This is a genomic window from Acinetobacter sp. D009, from assembly GCF_038562025.1.
In the GTDB taxonomy this organism is placed as follows: Bacteria; Pseudomonadota; Gammaproteobacteria; order Pseudomonadales; family Moraxellaceae; genus Acinetobacter; species Acinetobacter pittii.
The window spans coordinates 471,321-488,244 of the sequence record NZ_CP151886.1 but is presented as its reverse complement, the minus strand read 5'-3'; the positions used below and the strand labels follow the sequence as shown (position 1 = coordinate 488,244).

The following is a 16,924-nucleotide window of genomic DNA, read 5'->3' as shown; positions in this document are numbered from 1 at the left end:
ACTTAAATCACAGAAGTTAATAAACCAAGACCGAAATCTCTATTTACTAATTTCTGTAATCCGAACTTCTCTTAAGTTCTGGTGGAGACTAGGAGAGTCGAACTCCTGACCTCCTGCGTGCAAAGCAGGCGCTCTACCAACTAAGCTAAGTCCCCAGCTTACATCATCAGTCATGTATCTTTTATCTATAACTTCAACCAGTCAAAGTCATGGTGGGTCTGACAAGACTTGAACTTGTGACCCCACGCTTATCAAGCGTGTGCTCTAACCAACTGAGCTACAGACCCTCAGATACATCTATGAAGAACAACTTGTTGTGGATTCTTACCAATCGTCAATCTTTCGTTAAGGAGGTGATCCAGCCGCAGGTTCCCCTACGGCTACCTTGTTACGACTTCACCCCAGTCATCGGCCACACCGTGGTAACCGCCCTCTTTGCAGTTAGGCTAGCTACTTCTGGTGCAACAAACTCCCATGGTGTGACGGGCGGTGTGTACAAGGCCCGGGAACGTATTCACCGCGGCATTCTGATCCGCGATTACTAGCGATTCCGACTTCATGGAGTCGAGTTGCAGACTCCAATCCGGACTACGATCGGCTTTTTGAGATTAGCATCCTATCGCTAGGTAGCAACCCTTTGTACCGACCATTGTAGCACGTGTGTAGCCCTGGCCGTAAGGGCCATGATGACTTGACGTCGTCCCCGCCTTCCTCCAGTTTGTCACTGGCAGTATCCTTAAAGTTCCCGACATTACTCGCTGGCAAATAAGGAAAAGGGTTGCGCTCGTTGCGGGACTTAACCCAACATCTCACGACACGAGCTGACGACAGCCATGCAGCACCTGTATGTAAGTTCCCGAAGGCACCAATCCATCTCTGGAAAGTTCTTACTATGTCAAGGCCAGGTAAGGTTCTTCGCGTTGCATCGAATTAAACCACATGCTCCACCGCTTGTGCGGGCCCCCGTCAATTCATTTGAGTTTTAGTCTTGCGACCGTACTCCCCAGGCGGTCTACTTATCGCGTTAGCTGCGCCACTAAAGCCTCAAAGGCCCCAACGGCTAGTAGACATCGTTTACGGCATGGACTACCAGGGTATCTAATCCTGTTTGCTCCCCATGCTTTCGCACCTCAGCGTCAGTGTTAGGCCAGATGGCTGCCTTCGCCATCGGTATTCCTCCAGATCTCTACGCATTTCACCGCTACACCTGGAATTCTACCATCCTCTCCCACACTCTAGCTAACCAGTATCGAATGCAATTCCCAAGTTAAGCTCGGGGATTTCACATTTGACTTAATTAGCCGCCTACGCGCGCTTTACGCCCAGTAAATCCGATTAACGCTTGCACCCTCTGTATTACCGCGGCTGCTGGCACAGAGTTAGCCGGTGCTTATTCTGCGAGTAACGTCCACTATCTCTAGGTATTAACTAAAGTAGCCTCCTCCTCGCTTAAAGTGCTTTACAACCATAAGGCCTTCTTCACACACGCGGCATGGCTGGATCAGGCTTGCGCCCATTGTCCAATATTCCCCACTGCTGCCTCCCGTAGGAGTCTGGGCCGTGTCTCAGTCCCAGTGTGGCGGATCATCCTCTCAGACCCGCTACAGATCGTCGCCTTGGTAGGCCTTTACCCCACCAACTAGCTAATCCGACTTAGGCTCATCTATTAGCGCAAGGTCCGAAGATCCCCTGCTTTCTCCCGTAGGACGTATGCGGTATTAGCATTCCTTTCGAAATGTTGTCCCCCACTAATAGGCAGATTCCTAAGCATTACTCACCCGTCCGCCGCTAAGATCAGTAGCAAGCTACCTCTCTCCGCTCGACTTGCATGTGTTAAGCCTGCCGCCAGCGTTCAATCTGAGCCATGATCAAACTCTTCAGTTAAAATCATTTTGTACCTTATTTAAAGACAAGGTACCAATTCTGGCTCATCAATTACTGACTTAAATTTCGCTCAAATAAACTTCGAGTAATTTAAACCAATCAATCAATGAAAATTATTTCGATTAATCAACCAGTAAAAATCCACACAAGTTGTTCTTCAATTCTCTTAATGATCTTCTTCCTGGTTCGTCACCAGCAAGCTAGGTCGGCTATATTACTCTTAATCTCTTAAAAGTCAACAGGTAATTTCGATATTTTTAAAACTCATTCTCAAAACCAACTTACCATCAAATTCATCACTTAAAGCAATCAACTTAATCACAAGTAACTGTTTTTCAACAAGTTTCTATCTGCATCACCGCCGATGGATGTGCATTATAGATGATTAAGATCCCTTTGCAATACCTTTTTTAATATTAGCGCAACAACAGTTCGCTTTTTAATCAAAAATGATAAAAATAGTCATTTTTTATATAAACATGGTTGTAAAAGCATCAATTTATCTAAAATTTTCTCGTCTTGATTCTTTTCTTGCCATCTAAGTGGACGACAATCAATATATTCACAGTATCCCCCCTCTCCTTGCAGACACTGTTCATTCCAGCTTAATTGATATTGAAAGCTTCCCACATATCCAGCCGCTAAACCAAACTTATAGTCACCACGGCTTTGTGCATAAAGCTCAAAAATTATTTTCCCATTTTTCTCACATTGCCAAGAAAACTCCCTTGGCAAGTACATCTCTTTACCATTCGGTGTTTTAACCTTTGGATAAACTCGGTGGATATGTAAATTTACGTCTTCTGTAAAACTTTCAACAGGCTTCCCAAATTCTTGAATATCTAATCTTGAACATAGGATGATATTCCACTGATTTCTTATTTGTAAGAATGTAAGCTGCGTCGTTTCATTTAAGTTAATAATTTGGCATGTATAGAAACATAAAGATAAGAACGGCAAGTGCAAAGCTCGCGCGTGTTTAAATCGTCCCAACCCTTCAATTTCATATTTCTGTCCTTTATAAAAAATTTCACCTTCACATATACATAGTGTTGACCAATAGTCAGAAACACCCCACTGCAAAGCAGAGGCATTAAATATATTTTCTGGAATCTGAATTGTAAGATCACATCCCATTTCTGGATCTAATCGCTGAAGGCGAATCATGGGAATTTGCCATTGAATCAGGTCGGTTTTATCAAATTGATATAGCGTCGAATCAAACTGGCATTGGCGTCGAATAGAATATGTTTTTAAATGTCCCACACTATGTTGGCTATTACTTACAAGCACTGTTGCAGTGTCGATAGCTGAAGTTGTAATGCTGTGAGTGTTATAACACAGAGGAATACGTGGCTGTCCCACTAAACTAATATAATTAAAATAACGAAGTGGGGTTGGTAAATTTGGAAGGATCAAGCCTTGATAAACAATTTTAAAAAAGCCACGAGAAGGTTGATAAACAACCCCCTCTTTAGCATTAGGGCCCAGCTGCTGTAATTGATTAATTTCACTTATCAACTTAGGCATACTGAACCTCTTCTATTTTATGTTTTTAGTGTTTCATTACTCTTGCGTGCAAATAAAGTCGTAACAAAACCAGATAGAGCATAGATAATTGAAACTGTCAAAATGCCCATTGGAATATTATAAGTGATTGCCGCAAAAATCAGTACTACTGGCAACATAACTACAAAAGGAACGCGTTTACGATCCATCTGCTTGAAAGAATAATATTTAATATTGGAAATCATGAGTAATCCCACAATTACCATAAGAACAGCATTAATAGTTTGAATCGCAATATCACGTAAATCAAAAATGAAAGGATAATCGCGAGCAACCCAGACGAGTGAAATAATGATAATAGCAGCGAGTGGACTTGCAATGCCGATAAAATAACGCTTATCAACAACGCCAATTTGCACATTAAAACGCGCTAGTCGGAAGGCTGCGCAGGCTGTATAAACAAAACAACAAGCCAAACCAATACGGCCTAAATCATGCAAACTCCAGCTATACATCAGCATTGCTGGAGCCACACCAAAAGCTAACAAGTCTGAGAGAGAATCATATTGTTCGCCAAAAGCGCTTTGTGCGCCAATTGCTCGAGCAACTCGACCATCTAAGCCATCTAATAGCGCGGCAATAAAAATGGCATAGATCGCTTGGTTAAAATCCCCATTCATACTTGCAATGATGGAATAGAAACCGGACAACAGAGCAGCGGTTGTAATTAAGTTAGGCCAAAGATAAATACCTCGGCGCTTCACTTTTTGTCCTTCCGGATTATCTTCTTCTTCAACCACTTCAAATGTAATCCCATCAAATGAATGTTCATTATGAGTTAAATCTTGCTCTGGTTTAGGCGCATTTGTCATTATTTTCTATTCCAAACATGTGCATTGATTTAAGTTAACTGTTACTCACCTACCAACCAGCGAACAGCAGCATGACCACCAGTTTCTTGCATGCGAAGATGTGGGAATAACCATTGTAGTGCTTGGTCTGCTTGTTCTGAGAACTGCCAAGGTGGGTTAATCACTAATAGACCACAACCATTTAGACCTACAGGGGTGTCATCTGGCCACACACAAATTTCACAAACTAACTGACGGCGAATACCCGTTTTAAACATTTTCTTTTCAAAACGTTCAATCATCGCTCGATCTTTGATTGGATACCAAACTGCAAAAACGCCTGTTGGCCATTTTTTATGAGCTTGTTGTAAAAGTTCAACTAATTGCGGAAAGTCTTTACGTTCTAATTCGTAAGGAGGGTCAATCATAACAAGACCGCGCTTTTCTTTTGGCGGAATTACGCCAAGCAAGCCTTCATATGCATCACGCTCATGTAAACCTGCACGTTTATCACGAATGTTATGACGTAATTGCTGAAATACATCACGCTGCATTTCAAATATAGTTGCCTTGTCGATTTCACGCATGCCTTGCAGAGCGAACCAAGGAGAACCTGGATAGCTTCCCTTACCTTCTTCAGAACGCAATTGTTCGACTAACTTCAAATATTGCTGGATTGCTTCAGGTGCCTGACGCTTTTCCATATCAGATAGTTGAACTAGACGATGAATGCCTGTGAGAAACTCTCCAGACTTTTGTGCAGGTGCCAGAGATAAATCATATTTGCCTGCCCCTCCATGCGTATCGATATAACGATAAGGTTTATCTTTAGCATTTAAACGGTTGAGAAGCTGTAGCAAAAGCACATGCTTCATAACATCTGCAAAGTTGCCCGCATGGAAATGGTGACGGTAATTCATGTTGACTTTAATTCCTCAATTCAACAAATAGTTTAACATGAAAAAAATATTCTTTCGTAAGGTTGTGATCATCTAAAATAGAGCTGCTTGATATTTTTACGATCTACCCGAGGTTATATGCACTCTCACTCACTTCCTGATTCATGGAATTTGGATCAAATTTTAGATGATTTAAATGCGCATGGCTTTGCCATTATAAATCAAGCATATCCAGATCAATATCGCGCACAGGTTTCTCAAGAATGTAGCCATCATATGGATGAATTTAGAGAAGCAGGCATTCAAAACGGCGTTGTAAGCAATATTCGTAGCGACCATATTCTCTGGATTAATGATCAGCTCCCTATTGCTCAGCAACATATTGAAACCTTAACTTTATTTTCACAAAGTCTAAATCAAGCATTCTATTTAGGGATTAAAGAGGTTGAAGCTCATTTTGCTCGTTATAATTTGGGTGAATTTTATGCTTTACACCGAGACAATCCTCAACAAAAAAATGATCGTATTATCTCAACTGTCTATTATCTACATCCAGAATGGCAAGAGGATTGGGGTGGGCAATTGCGACTACAAGATAAAAACGAGAAATGGCATATTGTTAATCCCGAACCCAATCGACTGGTAATATTTCAAAGTGATTTACTACATGAAGTATTAATTTCAAAACAGCAAAGACTCTCTATTACAGCTTGGCTTCGTAGCGGAAATTCTATTTGGGTTTAAAGGTTACTCTTTAAATTTGATAAATGAACCCGATATAAGAGCTATTGATTAAAAAAGGTGATGGCGTATGTCTATTGAAAGTAAAACAATTGTGAGCCGAATTGGTGAAACAGACCAACTTTATTTGACTGAAAATACGCCTGAGCTTGCTTTAGAGCGTGCCGAGTTACGCATGCAACTTGTAGTATTAAGTCGTGTTCGCCAAGAACAACTTCATTTCTTACAAGAAGCTATTGTCTTGCTTGAACAAGCTCGTATGGAATATGAAGAAATGCCATTGAGCTTATACCTTAATTTGTCTCTACACTTAGCCAAAGCCTATATGCTTTATTTTGAACTCAATAAAGAAAAACGTTTTGCGCTGATTACTCAACAAATTTTGAAGCCATTAGCACATCATGAACATGCAGATATCTATTTCTTTCTGGCATATGCGTCAGCAGCACGACAAGAGTCAGCATTAACCCGACATTGGTTAACTAAATATTTATCAACGTCTACATGTGATCTTGAATTGCTTCATGGCCAACCTGTATTTGACCTTGTACGTCATGAGCCATGGTATAAAGATAAATTAAAAGTAAAAACACATTAAACTCTTAATGCAATAAAGCCTGTTTTACGTATTACTTGTAAAACAGGCTTTATTTTTTTGAAATTATTTTTTCACGCTGTCTTCATGCAGTTGTTCATTAAGCTCATCAATAACCACAATCCACTCATCATCTTTTTCCCAATGACTTTTCAAAAAATCGCTTTGGCCTTTTGACCAAAAAGACGCTTCATGTAATTTTTGCTCGGCTGGCAATTGATGTGTTTTGATAAAGTTTTCAATACTTGCTTCATCAGAAGCTAAACCCAACTGATCAAATAAAAGCTCTAAAGTCGGTTGCTGTTCAAACATTGTTATTCTCCTATAACTTCTTTTAAATCATCTATTAACTAATCTAACAATAAAACGTTTTTACTTGCATGATAGTGTCTATATTTTCTTGTTGCTTTTTGTGTTTGCTTTTTCAGGATTCAATAAAAAAGCACTCTAAAGAGTGCTTTTTTTAACTCATCAAGCTGATGAATTATTTTACCATATCAGCAATTGCTGCACGTTCTTCTTCAAGCTCGTTTAGAGTGAAGTTGATACGCTCACGGCTGAATTCATCGATTTCTAAACCTTGAACGATTTTGTATTCACCGTTTTCAGTTGTAACAGGGAAACCGAACATAACGCCTTCAGGAATACCATAAGAACCATCAGATGGAATACCCATAGTTACCCATTTGCCGTTTGTACCAAGCGCCCAGTCACGCATATGGTCAATTGCAGCGTTAGCAGCAGAAGCAGCAGAAGACAAACCACGTGCCTCGATGATCGCAGCACCACGTTTACCAACAGTTGGAAGGAATACGTCTTTGTTCCAAGCTGGATCGTTGATTTTGTCTTTTAAGCTTTCGCCATTTGCAGTTGCAAAACGGTAGTCAGCATACATTGTTGGAGAGTGGTTGCCCCAAACTGTTAAGTTTTCGATGTCAGCAACTGCAACACCAGCTTTTTGAGCAACTTGAGTCAACGCACGGTTGTGGTCAAGACGCAACATAGCTGTGAAGTTTTTCGCTGGAAGATCTGGAGCAGATTTCATTGCGATGTAAGCGTTAGTGTTTGCAGGGTTACCTACAACTAATACTTTAACGTTACGGCTAGCAACTTCGTTTAATGCTTGACCTTGGCCGATGAAAATTTCACCGTTAACTTTTAACAAGTCAGCACGTTCCATACCAGGACCACGTGGACGAGAACCTACCAATAATGCGTAGTCAGCATCTTTAAATGCAACTTTCGGATCATCAGTCCCGATCATGCCAGCCAATAAAGGGAAAGCACAGTCATCAAGTTCCATCATTACGCCTTTAAGCGCTTGTTGTGCTTTTTCAACTGGAACTTCAAGCAATTGTAAAATAACAGGTTGATCTTTACCTAACATTTCACCGCTTGCGATACGGAATAATAAGCTGTAACCAATTTGACCTGCAGCGCCAGTCACGGCAACACGAACGGGTTGCTTCATGTAATTGTCTCCAATGAGTGTCCTTAATCGGGCTAAATAGGAATTCCATCTAACCAAATCATCATAAACGGCAAAGATTGTACTCTAAAGATTTGGCAGATGCATGTAAAAGCGACTCGTTTTCACCAAAAGTCTGATAGAAAATACAAATTAATCTTTACAAATAGATTCAATGTATGGTCAGCATTTCCTTACGAAATGTTGGTAAGCTTTAATAACTACCTTTAATCATGATTTCACCAGGGCAATTCGATACCACATGATTTGCACACTGTTTATATTGGCCCTTTACCGTGTAACAAACTTTCACTTCCGTTAAGACCACATCCGAACGCGATAATTGACAACTAAAACGGATACCATTTTGAGGTAAGCTCGGATTAAGACGTACAAACTGCTGTCTTAAAGCGGATTGCTGCATTTCAACATTTGTTGAACTTGTGAGACTAGCCGGAATTTTTAAACGTTCAGCAAAATTAATAACCGTACGGAAATATTGGCTTGCATTCATAGGAACGCATCCGCCTACACTTTTCCATAGCTGTACACGAGCATTATTATCAGGCATAACCCGAGCTACGACTTTGGCTTGCAATGGAGACAAGGTTGCAGAACTGTCTGTTGAGCAATTACTTTGGTTTGTTTCTGGCATGAGGCCTGTAATTGTCAGTGAATATCCTTCAAGACATTTACGTTGTTTTTGTTTAGAGGGATCTAATGCACATGCGGCAGGTGTCATTTGCACATGCATAACATACCCCTGTAAATTAACAGGTTCGGCATGTAAAACGGAACTCATCAACCCTACTCCCGCACAGATGAGCCACCATGCAAGTTGCAAAATTGAACGAAGTTCCAAATATCTATATTTCATTTAATTAAAACTTGAATATGCCAATTAAAAGAAGATCCATCATCAACCACCTTAAAGTTAAGGCGACGTACGCATTGGAATGACTTTCATACGCTGCGATAACGACTGGGCGCCTTGCCCCAATATTACGCCGTAATGTGTTGCATTCGTCATAACGTGCTTGACGTAGTCTCTGGTTTCTAACAATGGAATTGTCTCAGTATATTGGTCAGCCGAAATTGATTGATAGTCCGGCTGCCAACGTCTAGCCCGATTAGGCCCCGCATTATAACCTGCTGTCGCCAAAACAGGGTTATTGCTTAATTGTCCCTGAATCATCGACAAATAAAATGTTCCATATCGAATATTGGTATTCATTTCATTTAATGCAGCCGGATTATAAGTTTCACCCATTTGACGTGCAATCAACTTCGCCGTATCAGGCATAATTTGCATAAGACCGCCCGCCCCAACGTGAGAACGCGCAGAAGTAACAAACCGACTTTCTTGACGCATTAAACCATAAGCCCATGCAGGATCAATTCCTGCATTGTAACTATGACTTACGACATTAGTCTTATGAGGAGTCACATAGCGATAAGTATCATTATGCTTATTTGTTGTACGATCTGCTGCATAAATTGCACGGTCATACCAGCCCATGTCATGAGCACGCTTTGCCGCAGCTAAAAGTAAACCATCATCGTGCTGAAGATATGCTTGACGAACTGCCCAGTTCCACTCTCGATTCGTATAAGTTGGATTTGCATTAATACGTCTTAAAGTAAAAGCACGATTAAAGTGAATGTTCTGATCTAAACGTCTTAAATCACTTGCTGTCGGCTGATCATCATAAGGTTGGTGGTTATAACGCTCACCTAAGCGATCTTTTGCTAAAAGGTTATGATAGTCATCACCCGCCTGAGCCAGTTTTCTATAAATTTGTTGTGCTGTTGCTTTAGAAGCACTATCACCACGCTGCTCTGACGCACGAGCAAGCCAATATTGCCAACGGTCTTCTTGTTTTTGGGTTACCGTCATACTATCAATAGCGCGAATTAAACTTTCCCACGCCCCAAAACGAATCGCCTGACGCGCATAAATTTCGGCTTCTTCTGGACTTAATGGATAACCATAACTTGCATCAAAATATTGAAGAACTTCACGATTAAAATTATTTTTCATTACCGTGGTGCCACCAATATAGGCTACCGTACGATATAAATATTTTTGTACATTTTGTGGCGTACCTTGGGCAACACGCTGCACATTTGAAAAAGCATTACTTAAGTCATTATTAGCTAAACGCCCTAACGCGAAAATCAAATAAGCATAATCTGCATCATTTGTTTTAGGCGCACTCCATAAATAATTGAGTGGGTTGGCCTGAATTTGGTTAAGCTGGGCCAAAGAAAGATTCAAGCCCAAAGTTTGTGCTGTCGCGAGCGCCTGTCCCGACAAACCTGCACGCAATTGTACCCATAGACGCTGTTGTTTATCTTGTGCGCTCATTAAAGGGCTAGATAACATCATGCGCCCTAAACCTAAGCAAGATTCTGGTTGTGACTCAGTTGCTAACCAAACATCTTTATATTCAGCAAAAACTAATGCATCACCACTTCTCGCCCGCACTTGTGCTAAAGCACAATTTTCGGCTTGGTCAGGGTTGGTGACATAAGATAAGACGGGTTGTGCAGATGCAAAGTCAGCTTGTTTAACTTTTTCTTCAACATAATCGGCTGCTAATTTTTCAGCCATTGCTGATTGTGGATAGCGTTGAGCAAAGCTTACGATAGAGGCAGTAGGTTGAAAGCCAAGGTTTGTATTAAGTTTCCAATATTCTGGATAGTATCCCAACACATCATTTTGCATAGCAAGCTGATATTGGTCTAATAACGCTGTATTACCACTATTTGCAGCATTTAGTGCATCATTAAACTGCTCTTCGGCAGCATAGGTAAATGAACAACCAAGTAAACACATAGCTCCTAACCAGCTACGATGCATATATTTATTTTTCATTACACGACTATGGATTGATGAGCTCTTTCTACTTGGTCTCATATATATGCTAAACCCTGACTATTCACCTTCAACGCATAGTTTAATTATTCTTCGTGCTTTCTTTTGTTGTGTTATGTAACTCTATGATTCAACATCATTAAAATTCACCTAATTTACTTCACAAAAACTGTGTCATGTTCTGAAAGTTTACTGTTATCGGTTCAGCTCAAATACTGCTATAATAGATGGTTTGACCCATTTTGGGCCAATTTATTCTTTTTTAGATCGATCTGTTAGGAGCCTGCATGACGGTTCAAACCTTCATTCCCAATGGTGCCAAAGCTGCCTCAGAAAACACTGTTACCCAGCCAACGCACACCACTGATGTTTCAATAAAAAAACTTTATATTGAAACTCAAGGGTGTCAAATGAATGAGTATGACAGTCACCGTATGGCAGACCTTTTAGGGGATTCTCACGGTTACGTTTTGACGACCAACCCTAATGAAGCAGACATTCTGCTCATGAATACGTGTTCTATTCGCGAAAAAGCGCAAGAAAAAGTATTTAGTGAATTAGGTCGCTGGCGCAAACTAAAAGACAAAAACCCTGATCTTGTGATTGGTGTGGGTGGGTGTGTTGCGTCTCAAGAAGGTGACAACATTCAAAAACGTGCGCCTTATGTAGACATGATTTTTGGCCCACAAACATTACACCGTTTACCGCAGATGCTTGATCAACATAATGCTCAAGTAGAAAAACCTAAAAAAGATAAAATCAAACTGGTTGATATTTCTTTCCCAGATATTGAAAAATTCGACTTCTTGCCCGAACCACGTGTAGAAGGCTTTAAAGCATTCGTTTCTATTATGGAAGGCTGCTCTAAATACTGTTCTTTCTGTGTAGTTCCTTACACACGAGGTGAAGAAGTTTCTCGTCCATTAGATGATGTACTTGCAGAAATTGCAGGTCTTGCGGAAAAAGGTGTCCGTGAAATTTCACTTCTGGGCCAGAATGTAAATGGATATCGCGGAGAAACCTTTGAAGGTGGCATCTGTACCTTCCCTGAATTGTTACGACTCGTTGCAGAAATTCCGGGTATCGGCCGTTTACGTTATACAACATCGCATCCGCTTGAGTTCTCTGACGAGCTAATTCAGTGTTATGAAGATTTGCCTCAAATGGTGTCACATTTACACTTGCCTGTTCAAAGTGGATCTAATGATGTTTTACAGGCAATGAAACGAAATCATACGATTGATGTTTATATCGACAAGATTGCCAAATTAAGAAAAATACGCCCTGATATGCACTTATCGAGTGACTTTATTATTGGTTTCCCTGGTGAAACTGATGAAAACTTTGCCGAAACACTTCAATTTATCAAAGACTTAGACTTTGATCACTCATATAGTTTTGTCTATTCAAAACGTCCGGGTACACCTGCATCAGACTTAACTGATACTACGCCTGAGCACGTTAAGAAAGAGCGTTTAGCTCAAGTTCAGAAAGTGATTAAACAGTCTAGCATTGAAAAAACTGATGCAATGCTTGGCAAAATTGAACGTGTTCTTATTGAAAAAGTTTCGGACCAAGACCCTAATATTTTACTAGGTACAGCCGATAATACACGTCTAGTCACTTTTGTAGGTGATGCTTCTTGGGTAGGTCGTTTTGCAGAGATCGAGATTACTGAAATTAAAACTTTAAATTTAGTTTACGGTGAGCTCTTGAATCTTGAGCCTGACGTGGCGTAATGTAGAGGTATTCTAAAGTCTACTGAAAGGTTTTCTCTTGACTGCAGCGATTCGACGTACCGTAACATTTCCTGAAATTTCAATGGAACGTTTAAAGAGCATCTTGGGTGCCTATAATGGGCACCTTAAGCAAATTGAACAACGTTTAGATGTCAAAATTACTCATCGTGGAGATGTTTTTCATATCGATGGTGAGATAGATGCTGTTGGGAGAGCCGAAGCATTATTGCAACGACTCTACGAAGAGTCTGAGGTATCCCAGCAAATCAGTGCTGATCTGTTGCATCTGTTAATTCAATCTTCTCAAACCGAACGTAATTTCGAGTTAGTTGGAGAAGAAATGGATGAGCATGATGCACCAATGGATGTCTATTTCCAAACTCGAAAAGGTCGTATTAACCCACGTGGCGCCAATCAAAAACGCTACGTACAGCGTATTTTGCAAAGCGATATTTCTTTTGGTGTTGGCCCTGCGGGTACAGGTAAAACCTATTTGGCAGTTGCCGCCGCAGTAGATATGCTCGAACGAAATGAAATCCAACGGATTTTACTTGTACGTCCTGCTGTAGAAGCTGGAGAAAAGCTAGGTTTCTTACCGGGTGATTTAACTCAGAAAATCGACCCATACCTACGCCCTCTTTACGATGCTCTTTACGAAATGCTTGGCTTTGAAAAAGTTGCCAAGTTAATCGAGCGTCAAGTGATTGAAGTTGCACCTCTTGCATATATGCGTGGTCGCACACTTAACCATTCATTTGTAATTTTGGATGAAGCTCAAAACACAACGCCTGAACAAATGAAAATGTTCTTGACCCGTTTAGGTTTTGGTTCTCGTGCAGTGATTACAGGTGATATTACCCAAGTAGATTTACCTCGAGGCCAACAATCTGGTTTGGCACATGCACTACGTGTACTCGAGAACATTAAAGAAATTCATATTACCCGTTTCCATTCCCGTGACGTTGTACGTCATCAACTTGTTCAAAAAATTGTTGAAGCGTATGAAGGTTGGGATGGTGAACAACAGCGTCTTAATGCTGAAGCACGTGCTGAACGTAAAGCACGTCAAGAAGCATTAGTTGCTGAAAACGATACAGCAGCAGACTTGCAACATCAGGATGCTTAAGGATTCATTTTGAAAATCAGTTTAAGTTTACAACAAGACTTTCAATCACCTGAGTTAGAGCTCAAACGAGCTCAACTCAAAAAAATTATTGAGACCACTTTACGCCACGTTGGTTATAAAGAAGATTGTGAAATTGGAGTTGCTTGCGTTGATCTGGATGAAAGCCAGCAACTCAATTTGCAATACCGAGAAAAAGATAAACCAACTAATGTTTTATCTTTCCCAAGTGATATTCCAGAAGAAGTTCTACCAATGCTAGATGCCTTACCATTAGGTGATTTAGTTATTTGCATTCCAGTGGTATTACAAGAGGCTTTGGAACAAAAGAAAACTGCACAAAATCATTTTGCACATCTGTTAGTACATGGTGTTTTACATTTACTTGGTTATGACCATGAAACCAGTGATGAAGATGCAGAAGAGATGGAAGGCTTAGAAATTGAAATTTTAGCAAAACTCAATATTGCTAACCCTTATCAGGAATAATCTGATCATTAGTAAAATGTGGATATCCTAAAAGTTATCCACATTTTTTTAATTAGTGAACCTCAAATTCAGCTTCAGCTGGGTCAAAACGCCAAGTACGTACAATACGCAACTCCGAAATATCTTTCATATTGGCATCAAAATGCCCAAATGGTGCGCCGCGGCGTACTGAAGACTTCGCTGCTTCATCTAGAACTGGATGACCTGAGCTTTCAAGCAAGCGAATTGCACGAATTCCCCCTTGAGCATTCAAAATTACCATTAAACGCACTTCACCTCTTAGCTGTTGCTGTTTGGCTTCTTCAGGGTAATAGCGGTTGCCATAAAGCTCTACTTTTTCACGGAACTTATCCAAATAAGCAGCCGAAGCATCTTTCTTTGCTTGAATACCATCTACTGTTTTAATTTTTTGCTGACGGCTGAAATCTTGTTGGCGTTGCAAATATTGTGCTTCAAGGCTTGCAACCATCGCAGCTTTTGCTTGAAATTGACTTTGTAATTGTTCTAGTTCTTTTTTTCTTTGGCTTGCATCCGCTTGTTTCTGCCAACTCAAAACCGTCATTAAAACTTTTTCTTCAAATTTAAGTTCTCTTTGCTGCTGAATCTTTTGCAAACTTTCTAACTCAGTATCTCCAGTTGAAGCATCATTGAGCATCGGATTTGGAGTATCACTAGAAGTCCGATGAGCTTCACGAAATGCGCCCGAGCCTTGCTGATCTGCTTGCGCTAAAAAATCTGCCTGAACAACTGGCTCATTGCTTGGCCGAATTGAAATCGCAATTTCTTTAGTAGATTGCTCTGAGGGGCTAGGCATGGCAAAGTGAATGAGCAATACAAAAATATGCAGTAAGATTGCCAATATTGTTGCAGCAATAAAGACTCGGTCTTGCCACCAATAATGAAAAGGCTCTATGGATAAACTTCTTTTGTTCAACATAATCTTAAAAGCATATAAATGCCTTTTCCCCACGGTTTAATACCGAATAAAATACAAACTGATATTCAAATATGGATAAAAGTGTGATTCACTTCAAATATAGGGTTTTATCCATTTTCATTTTGTCAAAATGTATCAAGTAAATTTGCTACACTGCAATATCAAAACCCGTTTTTTATCATAATAAAGATTGTGTGGGCTCTTTAGTAAATTATCTTCTGGAAGTTCTTTTATGCAAACGCTATTTTCCTCATTAGTCAGACGCCTTCAAAAAGTCTATAAAAAAGCAGAAGCATTCATTGAGGAAGAAAGAGATTTTACATTATCGCAAACCTTTCTGAATGCTACTTTGCAACGTTACGTGACCAATAATGTTGAGTTTTTAGATGACCTACATGCAGATCTTTATCATGACTGGTTAAGATTATATGCAACCATGCATGTGAAAGGTTTAGAAACCACACTATCGGTTGATTTAAAACTGATCCAGATGGAATTTAATAAAGAACAACAACTTTTAGTTTTTGAACAAATTAGTAATACACAAATTATTGAAGCGAAATATAAAAACTTTTGGCAAAAAATCGCCGTAAAAGCCGCAGTTTTTTATTACCATAAAATTTTGAAAAAAGACCCTTTGGGGATGATTCTTGAACGTTTTAATGTAGCAGAAGAACGCGATGAACTTATATTTCTTGATCTCAACCGTTGGTTTGGCAAAAAAGCCAGCATCATCGAAACATTAGGCAAAGTACATATAAATTACGCACGAGTTCGTGAAGCTGAGTTAGTTGTATTTGGAAATGTGAATTTAGCAGCCTTACTTTCTCGTGATCAGGACGACGATTTTGAAGAGGAATTCGCAGATTCTGAAATAACGCCAATTCAGCAAAAAGATGAATAAACGGTTTATAAATGAAGATGAATTAACTGCCAAAAAACACAAATAGATTACACATTTAGCATAAATCCTGATTTTTTCTCCATGATCAACAGGCATAATATGTTTAAGTTATAGATGCATCAGCACTGACTTTTTAGTCTGTACAAGGATATTTACTTATGGCAACAAAATTTCTGAAATCGTTTGGCATCGCAACAGGTATTTCAACAACTTTGCTTTTTGCAGGCTTCTCAAGCCATGCACTTGCCATGAGCCCATTTCAGGCAAATTATCAGTTTACTTATAATAATAAAGGCATGGGGTCGGCTACACGTGCTTTAAGCCAGCAAGGTAATAACTGGACTTATAAATTCACTGCAAAAGCAGGTGGAATTGCGTCCGCCAGTGAAACAAGTAAATTTAGTTTCACCAATGGTAAAATTGGGTCTCAAAGTTTTAGCCGTACCAGCAAAATTTTGATTCATAACAACACCATGAGTATTAACTTTAATCCAAATAGCAAAACTATCTCTACCAAGAAAGATGATAAAGCTCGTTCATTTGCTTGGCAGGCAGGCGTTCTTGATGAGTTAAACGCAGAGTTACAACTGCGTGAAGACTTAAAAAATGGTTCACTGAAGTCCTCTTATCCACTTGCGGATGCAAAAGAAGTTGAAAATCGTCGATTTGTAAAACAAGGTAATGAGAAAATTAAAACCTCTTATGGAACATTCGATACCATTAAAGTGGTTTTACAACACAACAAACCTGAACGCAGTACAATCTTTTGGTTAGCGCCGAAATTAGATTATTTACCAGTTAAAGTAAGTCATATTGATGGTAAAACTTCTTATGGATTGTTATTAACAAGTTATACAGGTAAGACGAATTAAAGCTTGCATTTTTTTGGATGCTTTTTAAAATACGC

14 protein-coding genes, 2 tRNA genes, 1 rRNA gene and 1 pseudogene are annotated in these 16,924 nt (G+C 39.8%); 7 read left to right on the top strand and 11 right to left on the bottom strand.

The window, feature by feature from the left end; translation table 11 throughout:
- Nucleotides 1–79: 79 nt before the first annotated feature.
- The 6 genes and pseudogenes from AAC388_RS02420 to rlmJ form a co-directional block, all read right to left on the bottom strand.
- Nucleotides 80–155 (bottom strand) — tRNA-Ala (locus AAC388_RS02420).
- A gap of 55 nt (nucleotides 156–210) precedes the next feature.
- Nucleotides 211–287, bottom strand: a tRNA-Ile gene (locus tag AAC388_RS02415).
- Between the two features lie 59 nt (nucleotides 288–346).
- Nucleotides 347–1,884, bottom strand: a 16S ribosomal RNA gene (locus tag AAC388_RS02410).
- A 443-nt stretch (nucleotides 1,885–2,327) separates the two neighbouring features.
- Nucleotides 2,328–3,414: pseudogene (locus AAC388_RS02405) on the bottom strand (DUF6670 family protein).
- A gap of 17 nt (nucleotides 3,415–3,431) precedes the next feature.
- Complete coding sequence (gene pssA, locus AAC388_RS02400) at nucleotides 3,432–4,265, bottom strand: CDP-diacylglycerol--serine O-phosphatidyltransferase (protein ID WP_002119541.1); 834 nt, start codon at nucleotides 4,263–4,265, stop codon at nucleotides 3,432–3,434.
- Nucleotides 4,266–4,306: 41 nt separating this feature from the next.
- Nucleotides 4,307–5,164: a 23S rRNA (adenine(2030)-N(6))-methyltransferase RlmJ gene (rlmJ, locus tag AAC388_RS02395; protein ID WP_032064011.1), complete on the bottom strand. Its 858-nt coding sequence runs from the start codon at nucleotides 5,162–5,164 to the stop codon at nucleotides 4,307–4,309.
- Between the two features lie 117 nt (nucleotides 5,165–5,281).
- Between rlmJ and AAC388_RS02390 the strand changes: the two genes are divergently transcribed.
- On the top strand, nucleotides 5,282–5,887 hold the full coding sequence (locus AAC388_RS02390) for a 2OG-Fe(II) oxygenase (RefSeq protein ID WP_017386964.1): 606 nt from the start codon (nucleotides 5,282–5,284) through the stop codon (nucleotides 5,885–5,887).
- A 67-nt stretch (nucleotides 5,888–5,954) separates the two neighbouring features.
- A complete protein-coding gene (locus tag AAC388_RS02385; RefSeq protein ID WP_005804635.1) occupies nucleotides 5,955–6,482 on the top strand; it encodes a hypothetical protein in 528 nt (175 codons plus the stop codon).
- Between the two features lie 63 nt (nucleotides 6,483–6,545).
- Here AAC388_RS02385 and AAC388_RS02380 read toward each other — a convergent pair whose 3' ends face one another.
- From AAC388_RS02380 to AAC388_RS02365, 4 genes are all read right to left on the bottom strand, one after another.
- A complete protein-coding gene (locus tag AAC388_RS02380) occupies nucleotides 6,546–6,791 on the bottom strand; it encodes a DUF2789 family protein (protein ID WP_013196798.1) in 246 nt (81 codons plus the stop codon).
- A gap of 172 nt (nucleotides 6,792–6,963) precedes the next feature.
- Nucleotides 6,964–7,950 (bottom strand): malate dehydrogenase, encoded by a 987-nt coding sequence (locus AAC388_RS02375; protein WP_002119517.1) that lies wholly within the window; start codon nucleotides 7,948–7,950, stop codon nucleotides 6,964–6,966.
- A gap of 211 nt (nucleotides 7,951–8,161) precedes the next feature.
- A complete protein-coding gene (locus AAC388_RS02370) occupies nucleotides 8,162–8,824 on the bottom strand; it encodes a hypothetical protein (RefSeq protein WP_005804634.1) in 663 nt (220 codons plus the stop codon).
- A 57-nt stretch (nucleotides 8,825–8,881) separates the two neighbouring features.
- Nucleotides 8,882–10,825 (bottom strand): lytic transglycosylase domain-containing protein, encoded by a 1,944-nt coding sequence (locus AAC388_RS02365; protein ID WP_005067327.1) that lies wholly within the window; start codon nucleotides 10,823–10,825, stop codon nucleotides 8,882–8,884.
- Nucleotides 10,826–11,112: 287 nt separating this feature from the next.
- On the opposite strand from AAC388_RS02365, the gene miaB reads away from it, so the two are divergent.
- From miaB to ybeY, 3 genes are read left to right on the top strand one after another with little or no spacing between them, the layout of a single operon-like run.
- Nucleotides 11,113–12,564, top strand: a complete 1,452-nt coding sequence (gene miaB, locus AAC388_RS02360; RefSeq protein WP_199113583.1) for a tRNA (N6-isopentenyl adenosine(37)-C2)-methylthiotransferase MiaB — start codon at nucleotides 11,113–11,115, stop codon at nucleotides 12,562–12,564.
- Nucleotides 12,565–12,601: 37 nt separating this feature from the next.
- Nucleotides 12,602–13,690, top strand: coding sequence for a PhoH family protein (locus tag AAC388_RS02355; protein WP_002119513.1), 1,089 nt, complete (start codon nucleotides 12,602–12,604; stop codon nucleotides 13,688–13,690).
- A 9-nt stretch (nucleotides 13,691–13,699) separates the two neighbouring features.
- Nucleotides 13,700–14,176 carry an rRNA maturation RNase YbeY gene (ybeY, locus tag AAC388_RS02350; protein ID WP_002119528.1) on the top strand — a complete coding sequence of 159 codons (477 nt, stop codon included), beginning with the start codon at nucleotides 13,700–13,702 and terminating at the stop codon, nucleotides 14,174–14,176.
- Between the two features lie 52 nt (nucleotides 14,177–14,228).
- On the opposite strand, the gene AAC388_RS02345 is transcribed toward ybeY, so the two are convergent.
- A complete protein-coding gene (locus AAC388_RS02345; RefSeq protein WP_199113581.1) occupies nucleotides 14,229–15,113 on the bottom strand; it encodes an energy transducer TonB in 885 nt (294 codons plus the stop codon).
- A gap of 232 nt (nucleotides 15,114–15,345) precedes the next feature.
- Between AAC388_RS02345 and AAC388_RS02340 the strand changes: the two genes are divergently transcribed.
- Together AAC388_RS02340 and AAC388_RS02335 are read left to right on the top strand one after the other, a co-directional pair.
- Nucleotides 15,346–16,017, top strand: a complete 672-nt coding sequence (locus AAC388_RS02340; RefSeq protein WP_002119526.1) for a hypothetical protein — start codon at nucleotides 15,346–15,348, stop codon at nucleotides 16,015–16,017.
- A 158-nt stretch (nucleotides 16,018–16,175) separates the two neighbouring features.
- Nucleotides 16,176–16,889: a DUF3108 domain-containing protein gene (locus AAC388_RS02335; protein ID WP_002119525.1), complete on the top strand. Its 714-nt coding sequence runs from the start codon at nucleotides 16,176–16,178 to the stop codon at nucleotides 16,887–16,889.
- Nucleotides 16,890–16,924: the final 35 nt, after the last annotated feature.

Bases quoted from the DNA above. Each gene is read 5' to 3' on its own strand.
- AAC388_RS02340 (WP_002119526.1), top strand. From the start codon at position 15,346: ATGCAAACGCTATTTTCCTCATTAGTCAGACGCCTTCAAAAAGTCTAT.
- AAC388_RS02380 (WP_013196798.1), bottom strand. From the start codon at position 6,791: ATGTTTGAACAGCAACCGACTTTAGAGCTTTTATTTGATCAGTTGGGT.
- AAC388_RS02385 (WP_005804635.1), top strand. From the start codon at position 5,955: ATGTCTATTGAAAGTAAAACAATTGTGAGCCGAATTGGTGAAACAGAC.
- pssA (WP_002119541.1), bottom strand. From the start codon at position 4,265: ATGACAAATGCGCCTAAACCAGAGCAAGATTTAACTCATAATGAACAT.
- AAC388_RS02370 (WP_005804634.1), bottom strand. From the start codon at position 8,824: ATGAAATATAGATATTTGGAACTTCGTTCAATTTTGCAACTTGCATGG.
- AAC388_RS02335 (WP_002119525.1), top strand. From the start codon at position 16,176: ATGGCAACAAAATTTCTGAAATCGTTTGGCATCGCAACAGGTATTTCA.
- miaB (WP_199113583.1), top strand. From the start codon at position 11,113: ATGACGGTTCAAACCTTCATTCCCAATGGTGCCAAAGCTGCCTCAGAA.
- AAC388_RS02390 (WP_017386964.1), top strand. From the start codon at position 5,282: ATGCACTCTCACTCACTTCCTGATTCATGGAATTTGGATCAAATTTTA.
- AAC388_RS02365 (WP_005067327.1), bottom strand. From the start codon at position 10,825: ATGAAAAATAAATATATGCATCGTAGCTGGTTAGGAGCTATGTGTTTA.
- AAC388_RS02345 (WP_199113581.1), bottom strand. From the start codon at position 15,113: ATGTTGAACAAAAGAAGTTTATCCATAGAGCCTTTTCATTATTGGTGG.
- AAC388_RS02375 (WP_002119517.1), bottom strand. From the start codon at position 7,950: ATGAAGCAACCCGTTCGTGTTGCCGTGACTGGCGCTGCAGGTCAAATT.
- rlmJ (WP_032064011.1), bottom strand. From the start codon at position 5,164: ATGAATTACCGTCACCATTTCCATGCGGGCAACTTTGCAGATGTTATG.